This is a genomic window from Streptomyces sp. NPDC048637 (assembly GCF_040650675.1).
Lineage (GTDB): Bacteria > Actinomycetota > Actinomycetes > Streptomycetales > Streptomycetaceae > Streptomyces.
In genome coordinates this window covers 170,934-183,562 of record NZ_JBEZHQ010000008.1, presented here as the reverse complement: position 1 = coordinate 183,562, position 12,629 = coordinate 170,934, and the positions used below count along the sequence as shown (strand labels likewise).

The 12,629-nt window shown below is 67.3% G+C and carries 12 protein-coding genes; 10 read left to right on the top strand and 2 right to left on the bottom strand.

From position 1 onward, the window contains the following. Window positions 1–234 precede the first annotated feature (234 nt). The 9 genes from AB0C46_RS14060 (at window position 235) to AB0C46_RS14020 (ending at window position 8,837) form a co-directional block, all read left to right on the top strand. Window positions 235–1,356: a C40 family peptidase gene (locus AB0C46_RS14060; RefSeq protein ID WP_362828063.1), complete on the top strand. Its 1,122-nt coding sequence runs from the start codon at window positions 235–237 to the stop codon at window positions 1,354–1,356. Window positions 1,357–1,445: 89 nt separating this feature from the next. Beyond that, window positions 1,446–1,754 carry a DUF6112 family protein gene (locus AB0C46_RS14055; RefSeq protein WP_362828062.1) on the top strand — a complete coding sequence of 103 codons (309 nt, stop codon included), beginning with the start codon at window positions 1,446–1,448 and terminating at the stop codon, window positions 1,752–1,754. Continuing rightward, window positions 1,754–2,440 (top strand): hypothetical protein, encoded by a 687-nt coding sequence (locus AB0C46_RS14050; RefSeq protein ID WP_362828061.1) that lies wholly within the window; start codon window positions 1,754–1,756, stop codon window positions 2,438–2,440. Before AB0C46_RS14055 ends, AB0C46_RS14050 begins: the two co-directional genes overlap by 1 nt. A gap of 31 nt (window positions 2,441–2,471) precedes the next feature. After that, window positions 2,472–3,863, top strand: coding sequence for an ATP-binding protein (locus AB0C46_RS14045; RefSeq protein ID WP_362828060.1), 1,392 nt, complete (start codon window positions 2,472–2,474; stop codon window positions 3,861–3,863). Window positions 3,864–3,960: 97 nt separating this feature from the next. Continuing rightward, entirely contained in the window at window positions 3,961–5,430 is a 1,470-nt protein-coding gene (locus tag AB0C46_RS14040; RefSeq protein ID WP_362828059.1) for an SCO6880 family protein, read from the top strand. A 44-nt stretch (window positions 5,431–5,474) separates the two neighbouring features. Then, window positions 5,475–5,930 (top strand): DUF6238 family protein, encoded by a 456-nt coding sequence (locus AB0C46_RS14035; protein ID WP_362828058.1) that lies wholly within the window; start codon window positions 5,475–5,477, stop codon window positions 5,928–5,930. A 17-nt stretch (window positions 5,931–5,947) separates the two neighbouring features. Beyond that, window positions 5,948–7,531 (top strand): ATP-binding protein, encoded by a 1,584-nt coding sequence (locus AB0C46_RS14030; protein ID WP_362828057.1) that lies wholly within the window; start codon window positions 5,948–5,950, stop codon window positions 7,529–7,531. A 75-nt stretch (window positions 7,532–7,606) separates the two neighbouring features. Further along, window positions 7,607–7,999: a hypothetical protein gene (locus AB0C46_RS14025; RefSeq protein WP_362828056.1), complete on the top strand. Its 393-nt coding sequence runs from the start codon at window positions 7,607–7,609 to the stop codon at window positions 7,997–7,999. A gap of 250 nt (window positions 8,000–8,249) precedes the next feature. Further along, window positions 8,250–8,837 carry a hypothetical protein gene (locus tag AB0C46_RS14020; RefSeq protein ID WP_362828055.1) on the top strand — a complete coding sequence of 196 codons (588 nt, stop codon included), beginning with the start codon at window positions 8,250–8,252 and terminating at the stop codon, window positions 8,835–8,837. A gap of 1,283 nt (window positions 8,838–10,120) precedes the next feature. Here AB0C46_RS14020 and AB0C46_RS14015 read toward each other — a convergent pair. Continuing rightward, window positions 10,121–10,273, bottom strand: coding sequence for a hypothetical protein (locus AB0C46_RS14015; protein ID WP_362828054.1), 153 nt, complete (start codon window positions 10,271–10,273; stop codon window positions 10,121–10,123). 641 nt (window positions 10,274–10,914) lie between these two features. Between AB0C46_RS14015 and AB0C46_RS14010 the strand changes: the two genes are divergently transcribed. After that, window positions 10,915–11,661, top strand: a complete 747-nt coding sequence (locus AB0C46_RS14010; protein ID WP_362828053.1) for a phosphotransferase — start codon at window positions 10,915–10,917, stop codon at window positions 11,659–11,661. 75 nt (window positions 11,662–11,736) lie between these two features. Here AB0C46_RS14010 and AB0C46_RS14005 read toward each other — a convergent pair. Then, window positions 11,737–12,545, bottom strand: a protein-coding gene (locus tag AB0C46_RS14005) for an IS5 family transposase (RefSeq protein ID WP_362828139.1) whose coding sequence is annotated in 2 segments (ribosomal slippage) — window positions 11,737–12,065 and window positions 12,065–12,545 — 810 coding nt in all. Because the reading frame shifts where the segments join, the coding sequence is not laid out codon by codon here. Window positions 12,546–12,629 lie beyond the last annotated feature (84 nt).

Sequence of the window (12,629 nt, the reverse complement as noted above, 5' to 3'; positions counted from 1 at the left end):
CGGCTTGCTGCCGCATTGCGATGAAGGGGCCGGCGCTTAGGAGTTAGCAGCTCCGTAAGCGCGGCCCTCCCTTCGGGGATTACGGATGTTTAACCGGCGTGGTGCCGGTGGCCTTTTCGACGAGAACGCCGGCACCGCGCTGCCTACGAGTAAGGAGCTGCTGATGCAGCATGCCCAGGCACGCCCCTCGCCCGAGCCGGCTCTTTGGATACGCCAAGCGTCCGGTGGCCGGCTGTGAAGAAGGTCGCTGCGATAGCCGGGGGCGTCGCCCTCGCCCCGGTGCTGCTGATCGCGCCCATCGCCGTCGCCCTGGCCGGGGCCAGCAACGCCCAGGCCGCCTGCGGCGAAGCCGGTGGTGCCGGTGCGGTAGACGCCAAGGCCGTGGCCAGGCAGGTGGAGTCGATCCTCAAGGGCGGCGGCAAGGGTTCGGCGTCCGTTCCGGGGCTGGACAATCCGAAGGAGCAGATACCGAACGCCAAGACGATCCTGGCCACCGGCGTCGCGATGAAGGTGCCGGCGCGCGGGCAGATCGTCGCGCTGGCGACTGCGTTGCAGGAGTCGGGGCTGCGGAACTTGGACTACGGCGACCGGGATTCTCTCGGTCTGTTCCAGCAGCGCCCCAGCCAGGGATGGGGCACCGCAGCTCAGGTCCGGGATCCGGTGCACGCCTCGACGAAGTTCTACGAGGGGCTGCTGAAGGTCTCGGGCTGGCAGTCGATGTCCGTCGCCCAGGCCGCGCAGGCGGTCCAGGCGAGCGGGTTCCCCGATGCCTACGCAAAGTGGGAACCGCTGGCCACGACCCTGCAGAAGGCCCTCGCCAAGAATCTGCCCGTCAAGGGCAGTTCCGATGAGGGTGCTAATCCGGAGGCTCCCGCTGGTGGGTGCGGTACGGGAGGCGATGGGAGCGGGTTCGGCCCGATCCCTGCCGGGTCCGTCCCCAAGGGCTACAAGATCCCGGCTGATGCGCCCAAGTCGGTCCGTACGGCGATCCGTTGGGGTCTGGGGCAGCTCGGCACTCCGTACCAGTGGGGTGGCCACTGCACTGACCCGCGTGGCCAGGACGCAATGGGCCGCTGTGACTGCTCGTCCTTGATGCAGGCGTCGTACAAGGCTGGCGGTGTCGCGATCTCCCGGACCACGTACTCCCAGGTCAAGGAGGGCAAGGCGGCCAGCGTCGATGCCCTCAAGCCGGGCGATCTGCTCTTCACCCGCGGTACGGCCGCTGTGCCGGAACACGTCGGGATGTTCATCGGCCAAGGACTGATCCTGCAGGCCCCCAAGACCGGCGACGTGGTCAAGATCTCGACCCTCGCTTCCTGGCGGCCGGACGTCCTCGCCGCCCGCCGAGTCGTCTGACCGGCCTCCTCTCCCCCTCCCCTTCCCCATCCCTCCGGGTCTTCGCGCCCATGGGCCTCTGCGCGCCCAAAATCGCACTGGAGTTTGAAATGAAGCTCATTGAGCACGCCCAATACCTGGCATACAACCCCGGCGTCACGCCGAAGCAGGGCGGGCTTCCCGGCCTCGATGTCCTGAAGAACGTGATGGGCAGCATCAACCTGTTCGGCATCATCGCCGCGGTCGGAGCCCTGGTCATCTCCGCGGTCGTCTGGGCCTGGGGCCACCACAGCGGCGGCCACCAGGCGGAGGCCAACGGCAAGAAGGGCACCGCCGTCGCCGCCGGATGCGCACTACTGCTGGGCGCGGCCAACGGCATCGTCGCGTTCTTCTCCGCAATGGGGACGCAGGTCCACTGATGCCGAAGAAACGTTCCCGCACCGCCCAGGAGCGCACGTACGAGGCGCCCTCGTCGGTGCTGCGGCGCTCCCTGATCGGCGGCATCGTCCTCGCCGTGCTGGTAGCCGTCGCCGGCCTCGTCGCGTATCTGACACGCCCCGAAAGCCCGGCCGCGACCAAGCCCTCCCCAGCTCCGAAGTCCGCCCCGGAATCGCCTTCCCCGACCGCAACTCCCCACAAGGGGGAAGCAGTCGCGGCGCCGCCCAGGACGAGCGATCCGATCACGTTCGCCAAGGCGGCCACACAGGTCCTGTGGACGTACGACACTCGCTCCTTCTCCCAGGCCGAGCACCTGGCCGGGCTGAAGCGGTGGATGACCGGCGATAAGAAGTACGCCGACTGGAAGTCCGTCTCCGACCAGGTGCCCAGCCCGGTGCTGTGGGCGCGAATGCGCGACAACCATCAGCACGCGAGCGCCACGGTCGGCGAGGGCCACTTCCCCCAGGCGTTCAAGACCGCCCTGGCCCAGGATCCCGGTGCGATCACCGAGGCGTACGTCTACGCCGTCACGGTCACCGGCAAGCAGACCATCGCCTGGAAGGGCTCCGGAACCGGAGCCGAGGCCCGCTCGATGACCCTCGCCGTCCAGTGCCGGCCGCACCAGGACTGCGCGCTGACCGGTGTCATGCCAAACGTCTCACCATGACCGCTCCCAACCCGGATAAGGAGGTGCCCTGATGGGAGCCTGCGACCTTCCTCTGATGAACTCGGTCTGCGACGCCGTCGGCGGCGTCGTCAGTTCCACCGGCGAGGCGGTCACCGATGGCATCGGTGCATGGATCGCCAAGTCGATGGGCGAGGTGGCCCAGTCCGCTGCCGACCTCGCGTCCAAGGCGGTCGACAAGACCACCGCCATCGATCTGAACGCCGAGTGGTTCCGCAACAACTACGAACTGCTGTTGCCGATCGGTTTGATCCTGACCGTTGGCACGTTCTGCCTGCAGCTGACCCGCGCCGCCTGGCGCAGGGACGAACGCGCCCTCGTCCAGGCCGCGTTCGGGACCATGGTGGGCGTCTTCTTCGCCTTTGCCGCCATCGCGTGCACCACCGTTGCGATCACCGTTGTCGATGCGCTGAGTGCCGGTCTGTTCAAGGCGGCCAACAGTTCCGTCGATGATGCGGTGCGCCGCATGATCAAGGTCAATGAGCTGGGGGCGATGTATGGCCTGGGCTGGGGCGTCCCCTCGATCATCGCGCTTGGCTGCGCAGTCGGAGCGTTCCTCTACTGGGCGGTGATGGTTGCCCGCAAGGTCGGCATCCTGGTCCTGGTCACGTTGGCGGTCTTCGCTGGTGCCGGCGGCGGCTGGGAGGTGGCCAAGCGCTGGCGGCGCGGCTGGATCGAGGCAACGAGCACCCTGGTCGTCTCAAAGCTGTTGATGACGATCGTGTTCTTGCTGGGCGTCTCGGCCATGGGCAAGACCGATGCGCACGACGGCCTCAGTGCCCTGTCGGACGCGATCGCGGGCATCGTGGTGATGGTCCTGGTGATGCTCTGCCCCTACGCCACCTACAAGTTCATTCACTGGGCGGCCGACGGCTCAGGCCACGACGACCTGCACCGCACCGGCGTGGCTGGAATGGCGGTAGCCGCGGGCGCGGCCAAGACCGCGGGCCAGCTCGCGATGCAGGCCAGTACGGGCACGCCTGCGCCGCAGGGGCCGTCGAAGGTGCCGGGCCAGGGCACCGGCGGTGTCGCCTCCGGCATCGATCCGACCGGCGGCTCGGGCGGCAGCAAGCCGAAGCAGACGCGCTTCCGCTTCGGTGAGGACCCGAACGCCACAGGCGACAAGGGCCAGGCGCTGATCCAGCGCCCTCCCACGGACGGCGACCGCGGTCAGCCCTTGATTCAGCGTCCCGGCCAGGGAGCCTCATCGGGTTCGGCGGCTGGATCGGCGCCGGTCTCCTCCGGGCCGACGTCCCAGGGCGCCTCGGCCGCGTCGAGTACGCGCATGGACCCGCCGGCGCCACCGCGCAGCGGGCCGCCTCCGGCGAGCGGACCACCACCGCAGGGCGGCACCACACCGCAGCGGTGGATCTACCCCAAGCCGCCGGGTGGATCGGGCTCGTAGCCCGCTCCTGACGGGGGCGGGCACAGGACGCCGCTCTCGGCCCGCCCGCCCCCGTCTCCCCCTTTTACTCTCTCCACGCTCCAAGGACGGCTTCGCCATGCACTCCGACTTGTCCACATCCGACGGCCCGGCCACCGTGAAGTTCCCCCACCGCTCGCGCCGCGGCGTGCTGCTCGGCCTCTCGGTCGCCCAGCTTGTCGTCGTCACCGTGACGGGCCTGCTCCTGCTCGCGGTGCTGATGCGCGCCGGCGTCACCGGGGCGCTCAAGCTCATCCCGCTGTGGGCCGTCATCCTGGCGGCGGTCTTCATCCGCCACCGCGGACGTTCCCTCGCCGACTGGGCGCCCATCGCCCTGCGATACGCGCTGCGGCGGTTCCGTGGCCAGCTCATCTGGCTCGTCCGCCCTTCTCGCCGACCGCGGCGCGAGGGCCTGCTCCACCTGCCCGGCACTGCCGCCTCCCTGCGGGTGGTCACCTCCCCTGACGGTCAGTTCGGTGCGGTGCATGACCCGCACAACGGCACGCTCACCGCCGTGGTGAAGGTCTCCTCCCGCGCCTTCGCCCTGCTCGACCCGGCCACCCAGACCAGCAACGTCGCAGGCTGGGGCCGCACCCTCGCCGCCCTCTCCCGCACCGGACACATCGCCCGCGTCCAGGTCCTGGAGCGGACCGTGCCCGACTCCGGCGACGCGCTCAACCGCTACTGGCACCAGCACGGCAACGCCCAGACGCACCTGGCCGGGCCCATCTACAGCGACCTGCTGGCCGCCGCCGGTCCTGCCGCCGCACCGCACGAGGCGTACGTCGCGCTCGCCCTCAATCTCAAGGCCGCCCGGCGCCTGATCAACCAGGCCGGAGGCGGGCTCACCGGTGCCTTTGCCGTCCTGAGCCAGCTCACCTCAACGTTCGACCAGGCGGCCCGTAACTCCGGTCTCACACCCACCGGCTGGCTGGCCGCCGACGAGATCGCAGCCGTCATCCGCACCGCGTACGACCCCAAGGCGTCCGCGGCCCTGGACCAGTGGTCCGACTCCGGCCGCCCACAGGCCGACCCGGCTGCCGCAGGCCCGGTTGTCCTGGTCGAGAAGGCCGACCGGATCCAGACCGACTCGGCCCACCACGCCACGTTCTGGATCGAGAACTGGCCCCGCATCGAGACCTCGCCCGGTTTCCTGCACCAGCTGCTGTTCACCTCCGGTGTCCGCCGCACCCTCTCGCTGACCTATGCGCCCAAGGGTCTGGATGCAGCGCTCAAGGACGTGCAGCGCAAGAAGGCCACCGTGATCGCGGATGCGGCCGAGCGGCAGCGCAAGGGCCAGGTCGACTCCGAAGAGGACTCGGTCGAGTACGCCGACATCAAACAGCGCGAGCGCCAGCTGATCGCCGGCCACGCCGACGTCGCCCTCACCGGCCTGCTCACCGTCAGCGCCGACACCGACGAACAGCTCAATGCCGCCTGCGCCGCCATCGAAACCGCCGCCGTTTCCGCCCTCCTCGATCTGCGGCTCCTCACCTGGCAGCAGGCCGAAGCCTTCACCAACGCCGCCCTCCCGCTGGCCCGCCCGTAGCGCACCCAGCTCCACCCACCGCGCTCTACCGAAGGGCCCCTCTCATGCCGACCGATCCCCTGCCCGAACCGGCTGCGGACTTCATCCCGTTCGCCACCGCAGCCCTCGACTTCCACCGGGCGATCAACCTCCCCGCCGGGCCCGTAGCCGCAAACCGCACCGAGATCGACTCCCTGCACGCGCACGTCATCGCTCTGTACGGGCTGCTCGACGCCCACACCGCCCGGACCGGCCCGGTGGCCGAGGCCGAGGGCGATCACCTGCGGGCGTGTCGGATCCGGCTGTGGCAGGCCGCCGAGCACCTCCACGCCGCCTACCACACAGCCCCGCACACGGGCTCCGGCCGCCTCCCTAGCCGGGAGGCGAGTCGGGCCCGGCTCGCCGAGGGTGCACCCGAACTCACCGTGTGCCAGCGCCACTTGGCCACCTCTGCCCAGGTCCGCCATGACCACACCCCGGCCGATCTGCGCGACCCGTTCACCGGCCTGATCCGCCACTGACTGTCAGGAGCACCGTCATGCCCACCCGCAACCGCACTCGTGCCAGCGCGAGCCCGCTGTTCGTCCCCCGCAAGACCGACCGCCGCACTGCCCGCGCGGCCCGCGACCAGTTCGCCGCCGCCTGTGACCAGGCCCGGCACGCCGCACGCCCCGAAGCCCGCCGTACCGAACCTGGCGTCGACCCCGAGCTGCGAGCCACCTACCCGGCCACCGGACGCCCTGGCCCGTTCTCCGCCCGCGGTGGCCGTCTCAAGCTCCCCGCCCACCGGATGACGACCGCCACCGCCAGCGGCGCGTATCCCTTCCTCGCCGAGGGCGGCCTGGGCGCTCAGGGCATTTACATCGGCCGTGACGTCCATGCGGAGGCGGCGTTCACGTACGACCCGTTCGCGCTGTACGGGCGTCTCGACGGGTTCACGAATCCGAACATCCTGCTCGCCGGGATCATCGGCATGGGCAAGTCCGCCCTGGCCAAGTCCCTCGCCCTGCGGGCCGTCGCCTTCGGCTACCGGATCTACGTCCCCTGCGATCCCAAGGGCGAGTGGACCGTCGTCGCGCAGGAGCTGGGCGGCCAGACCATCGCCCTCGGCCCCGGCCTGCCCGGACGGCTCAACCCCCTGGACGCACCCGCCAGGCCACACGGCGTCAGTGGAGAGGATTGGGTCAACGAGGTTCGCAAGCGCCGCCTTCTCCTCCTCGGCTCACTCGCGAAGACCGTTCTGCGGCGGGATCTGCACCCGATGGAGCACACCGCTCTCGACGTCGCCCTCGACCAGGCCGTCGCCCACGCCGAGACAAACCGCACCACCCCGCTACTGGGCGACGTCGCGCATGTTCTCGGCTCTCCCGAGCGGCTCGAAGGTGCGCTCGGCGAGCTGACCGGCCGCCTCGGACACGCCGCGGAGGACTTGGCCCACGCGCTGCGGAGGTTGGTGCACGGTGACCTGGCCGGGATGTTCGACGCCCCCAGCACTGTCGCCTTCAACCCGAGTGCGCCGATGCTGTCCATCGATCTCTCGCGCCTGGGCGGGGCCGGCGACGACACCGCGCTCGTCCTGGCGATGACCTGCGCCTCCGCGTGGATGGAGTCCGCGCTGGCCGACCCCACCGGAGGACGGCGCTGGGTGATCTACGACGAGGCATGGCGCGTCATGCGGCACGTCGCGCTTCTGGAACGCATGCAGAGCCAGTGGAAGCTCTCGCGTGGCCTTGGCATCGCCAACTTGCTGGTGATCCATCGCCTCAGCGATCTGCTGACCGCGGGCGACGCCGGCTCCCGGGGCCGGGCGCTGGCCGAGGGCCTGCTCACCGACTGCTCGACCCGGATCATCTACCGCCAGGAAGCCGACCAACTGATCTCCGCCGCAGCCCTGCTGGGACTGACCGGCGTGGAGACCCAGGCCGTGTCCGCCCTCACCAAGGGCCGGGGCCTGTGGAAGGTCGCGGGCCGGTCGTTCATCACGCAACACCTCCTCCACCCGCGCGAACGCGAACTGTTCGACACAGACGCCCGCATGCACGCCATTTCCCGAGAGTTCGGGAAATCTGAAGGGACTTCAGGCGGGAACCCATGGGGTGATGCTAGGGGGAGCCGGAGTTGAAGTCGCGGGTTCGGGAAGCTGTGGGGTTACTGCGACGTGCTCGGTCGGCGAGCAGCGGTCGCGAAGGCGGCCGGGGTGTCGAACTGGCTGGTCTATGGGGAGGGAGTACGCGAGCATATCGAGGCTGCCCGCAAGAAGCAGTCGGGCCAGCCCAGGCGGGATGCCCAGACTGGTCTGTCGCCGAGTGCGGCGAGTCTGCAGACCGATCTGGAGCTCTCCAAACAGCAGATCGCCGCTCTGCGGGCCGAGCGAGACCGGCTCAGAGCGGCGCTTCAACAGCAGCTCGGCCAGCAATTGGATCAGGCTGGCGCCGCAGACCGAGCGGCGAGGGTGTGGATGAGCTGGCTCCAGTACGAGGAGCTGACCGCGGAGCGGGACAGTCTGCGGCGAGAGAAGGAAGATCTCGAAGGCTGCTGGCGCAAGCACAGGAAGATCTGGCTGCTACCCGCTCCAGCCTGCGGCGGATGATTCGCGTAGAGAACATCGGACCGGATCCGGTGTGGTCTAGGTTCTCTGGGCCATCGAGCGCAGGGGGGCCAGCGCTGCTGGAGCGGAGCCCGCGTTGAGGTCCACATCGGTCCGCAACTGCCGTCACGATCTGTGTCTGAAGAGCCGGACTTCGCCACGCATCGAGCTGGGGGACCCTCTCGTCTCTTCACCCAGTTGCGACAAGGCGAGGTCACAGGATCATAGGAAGAGGCGGCGCCTGGAGGGAATCATGAACATCATCACCGAGTTCGAATTCCTGGATCTCCCAGACAGTCTTTCGATAGTCCGCGAACAGAGTCTTACATTGATAGAGATTCTGGAGCGACTGAACTGCGATATCGCAACAAATCAAGGAGAACCCCCGGCTGGTTTTGAACGAGTAGATGAGAAGTGGCTAGACCTAGCACGCATGTGGCCGGTCACCGGAAGAAAGCTACCTCCGGCCAAGTTCATGTTGGTGGAGCGCCCAGCGGGGCTGATACACCCATGGACCGAGGTTCGATACCTGGACAGCGACAAAAGGCAGGTAACAATCTTCCCGAACGACGCTTCAGCCGATCCTAGAGTCATGCTATACGCACCAGGGGAGGAAATCGACGGTGTCGTGACGTTGCAGGTTATTAGCGTCGAAATATGGAACCGTAGCGAGGGGTATGCGGGCATTGGGAGAGGCGCCTTTCGATACAGCGCTACTCACTGCTTGATCGATAGTTCGGGGAACTGTGTCAGCTCCCAAAATGGGCACCCATGTGAATACGGCTCCTGGGATGAATCCGACCTTGGATGGTCCGAGATATGCTACTGTCCGCATTGCTAGGCACTAGCTTGCCTCAACAGTCGCCTTCCAAAGTGCCGGAATGGTTGCAGATAGCTGCGGCGACTGCCACGACGATTGGGGCGGCCATCGCCATTGCCGCAGTCGTTACGACGTTCACGATCTATAGACGCTCTGGGCCGCGCGCCAAGGTCCGGGCCGATGCCGATCAGCACGGCAACGTACGGATCGTCGTTGGAAACTGGGGGCGCACATCCTTCGAGGTAATATCAATCGGACTAGCGAGGCGCAAAAAGCGGAGGTTTCCAGGAGGCAGGCCAGCTTCAGTGTTCCGCCTGAGCTACAAGCCGGATCCGAACGCGCCGTATTTGCGCTGCGTGTGGTCGTCCCCAGATAAGCCCGAAGTTATAGATCCCGGGAGTAGCGTTTCGTGGCATATGCGATGGCCGGAATTTCCTGACGGGGGCGCAGTCTCGGTTGTTCACGAGTATAGATTCAACGATCGCGAGAAGCGTGCGCGGGGGAAGAGGGACCCCATCCGATGGGGCGACTGGGGAGATGTTCGCGCGATCGCATTGCTCTTCGATAGGAGCATAAGCAGCAAAATACAGGACGAGGATGATCCCCTAATTATACTTAGGCCGCGTGGACCTGCTCTGCCACAACCTCCCGCCGTTCCGCTACACGCCGCTCAACTACCGCCGACCCCAATGATGGAGCGGGTGAAGTATCTCTTCAAGGGGCATGGAAAGACCGAATGAACATGCACCCCATCCGACATGCGGCTATTTTCGCGGGATATTCACGGCGAGGCCCACTTGATGTTCGCGGCAAAGAGCGCATTCGCGGCGAACTCGAATCACGAATTCAGACTCGGGCTCTCGTGGCTGCACCTGAAAGAACGAGCCTATTGCTTCCCATGGCGTCCAGGCGTGGCTGCAGCCGATCCCGAATAGCTCTTTAGCGTTTCTAAGAATGCGCTTAACGGCCAATGGTGAACCTCCACCAGGTCGGGATTAAGGGGACAGTTCCGAATCTGCCATTGGTGGGACGTCAGCCGGACACTAGTTCGCCAGGTACCCAACTACAAGAGATCAAAGACAACCGTTGCCGTCTTGTGAGGCTGACCTTGAATCCCCATGACTCGTTAGATTGTCTTGATCACATGCGGATGTCTCGCGCAGCGCCAGCATGTCCGCCCAAAGAGCTGCCTGGGACTACCAGCAGCACGCGCCCGACCTCTGAAGGTTCCTCGGTCATCGGACCAGTGCCTGACTTGCCTTGAAAGCTTCTACGCATGGGAGCTGGTCCGGAGCTTGACAACCCTAAATACCGGTGGACGACACCAAGACCGTGGGGATCCCGTGTCCGACGTCGGCGAGGAAGCTGGCAGAGCCGATGCCGCGTACGCCGGGCATCAGCCACGTCTCGTCCTCGTGGCGGGTGGGCTGGTCGGCGTGCTGGGCGGCGTCGGTCATGGCGAGTAGTCTCGCCGAGGGCTGCATCACGGCGGGGGTGGAGAAGCACACGAAGGCCGCGGTGGGCCGGCCGTACGGTTCACCGAAGGGCCGGACCGGTCATTCGTCCGAGGCCAGTCCGGGCAGGTCAAGGTCTGCCCGGTAGCGTTCGGCCCCGGCTATGCCGAGTCCGAAAAGGTCACAGAGGCGGCGCAGGTCGCCGGTGGCTGTCACTTCGTCGAGATTACCGACCGCAGGAGCTCGGATACCGGCTCTGAACTGCGACGACTCATAGACTACATGTCCGTGACGGCGAGTTGGGGGCGATGCTGTCGCTCATACGTGTGGTCTCAGTGTCGGTCACGGTTTGGCGGATCCTCCTGCTGTTGCCCTGCTGCTCTGCTCTTGGTGCTGACTCGATGCGATCTCTAATAGCGGCGGTAGTGCACAGCCCCCACGGGCTTTGGAGCCGATCTACCGACGTGTTGTTCACCTGGGGATAGCTCGTGCTGCTTAGAACTCCTAACAAAAGTGGTGGACTTGACCTAGTCAGAGGTCGGTGTCGCGCACGAGGCCGCCGGGGATCGGGACGCAGTCAGCCGCGTAATCGCACGCAATAAACCCGGCGACATCGGCGATCATCCCCGGGATACTGGCCGCCCATGGATGAGGTCAAAGTCGTTGTCGCCCATTCCGAGCGCGCGACCCTGCGCGTCGGCGACGTGTTCCTGAAGGTGGACGCCGATCAGGCGCGCATCGACGTCGAGGTCGAGGCAATGTCCCTCGCGCCGGTCCCGACCCCGGAGGTCCTGTGGCGCAAGCCGCCCGTGCTCGCGATCGCCGCCCTCCCGGGGACGACGCTTGGGCGCCTCGGCGGGCCGTCGACAGGGTCGTCGGCGGCGTGGGCCGCGGCGGGCGCCGCCATCCGGAAGCTACACGACGCGCCGCTGCCGCCCCTGCCCGGCCGGGCCGGCCGGAGCATCGTCGCGCTGGCGGCGGAACTCGACGACGAGTGCGAGTTGCTCGTGCCGAACGGCCTCCTGCCCGCTGACCTGGTCACCCGCAACCGCCAAGTCGCCGAGGCCGCACTCCGGCCGTGGACTCCGGCGTTCACGCACGGCGACCTGCAGATCGCGCACGTCTTCGTCGACGGCGACGAGGTCACGGGCATCATCGACTGGTCCGAGGCGGGCCAGGGTGATGCCCTGTACGACCTCGCCACCTTCACGCTCGGACACGAGGAGCACCTCGACGACGTCCTCGCCGGCTATGGCACCGACATCGACCTCGACGTGATCCACGCGTGGTGGTCGTTGCGAAGCCTGCTGGCAGTTCGCTGGCTGATCGAGCACGGCTTCGACCCGTTCGCGCCGGGCTGTGAGGTCGACGTGCTGAGATCCCGGATGTGAGGCTGCGCGGGCCCGACTGCTACGAATGCGCTCTGACGCATCGAGCAGGCCATCCCCTGGGCTGATCGCCCGCCCTTACTCTCGACAAAGTACGGTGCGCAGTCGTCGCCAGCAGATGACAGCGCAGCCGACGGTGACGAACGCGTGGTGGATGTCGTCGCGGATCTCCCAGCGGATACGCAGGCGGCGGAACCAGTGCAGCAGCGCGATCGCTCCTTCCACGACCCAGCGGTACACGCCCAGACCGGAGCCGTGCCCGGTGCCGCGCCGGGCGATGTGCGGGGTGATCTGGAACCGGCGGACCTGGTCTCGGTAGACCTCGTGGTCATAGCCGCGGTCGGCGTACAAGTGCTTGGGGCGGCGCAGTGGCTGGCCGCGCTTGTCGCGGATCGGCGGGACGCCTGGATCAGCGGGATCAGTTGGGTGACGTCGTTGCGGTTGCTGCCGGTTGTGATTGCCGCGAGCGGGATGCCGTGCGCCTCGACGATCAGGTGGTGCTTGCTGCCGGCCTTGCCCCGGTCCACCGGGGACGGACCGGTGGCCGGCCCGCCCTTCATCGCGCGGATGTGGCTGGAGTCGACCGCTGCGCGGGAGAAGTCCAGCAGGTCTGCGGCCCGCAGCTCGGACAGCAGCAGCTCGTGCAGGTGCTGCCAGACCCCGGCCTCGTTCCAGTTCCGCAGCCGTCGCCAGCAGGTCATCCCCGAGCCGAAGCCCAGCTCCTGGGGCAGAAACTCCCAGCGGATCCCGGTGTACAGCACGAACAGGATCCCGCACAGCACCTTGCGACTATCCAGACGCTTACGACCTGGACGCCGCGGATTACGCGGGACGACCGGCAGCAGCGGCTCGATCCGCGCCCACAACTCGTCGTCGATCTCCCACAGTCTGGCAGCGGTCTTCCTCGTCTCGGCTAGCTCCCACCCCCTTCGGCCAGCATCAACGAGAACTGACACACCGCCATTCCCGGA

Coding starts and splice junctions, on each gene's coding strand:
- AB0C46_RS14055 (WP_362828062.1), top strand. CDS start 1,446: ATGAAGCTCATTGAGCACGCCCAATACCTGGCATACAACCCCGGCGTC.
- AB0C46_RS14050 (WP_362828061.1), top strand. CDS start 1,754: ATGCCGAAGAAACGTTCCCGCACCGCCCAGGAGCGCACGTACGAGGCG.
- AB0C46_RS14045 (WP_362828060.1), top strand. CDS start 2,472: ATGGGAGCCTGCGACCTTCCTCTGATGAACTCGGTCTGCGACGCCGTC.
- AB0C46_RS14040 (WP_362828059.1), top strand. CDS start 3,961: ATGCACTCCGACTTGTCCACATCCGACGGCCCGGCCACCGTGAAGTTC.
- AB0C46_RS14035 (WP_362828058.1), top strand. CDS start 5,475: ATGCCGACCGATCCCCTGCCCGAACCGGCTGCGGACTTCATCCCGTTC.
- AB0C46_RS14030 (WP_362828057.1), top strand. CDS start 5,948: ATGCCCACCCGCAACCGCACTCGTGCCAGCGCGAGCCCGCTGTTCGTC.
- AB0C46_RS14020 (WP_362828055.1), top strand. CDS start 8,250: ATGAACATCATCACCGAGTTCGAATTCCTGGATCTCCCAGACAGTCTT.
- AB0C46_RS14015 (WP_362828054.1), bottom strand. CDS start 10,273: ATGACCGACGCCGCCCAGCACGCCGACCAGCCCACCCGCCACGAGGAC.
- AB0C46_RS14010 (WP_362828053.1), top strand. CDS start 10,915: ATGGATGAGGTCAAAGTCGTTGTCGCCCATTCCGAGCGCGCGACCCTG.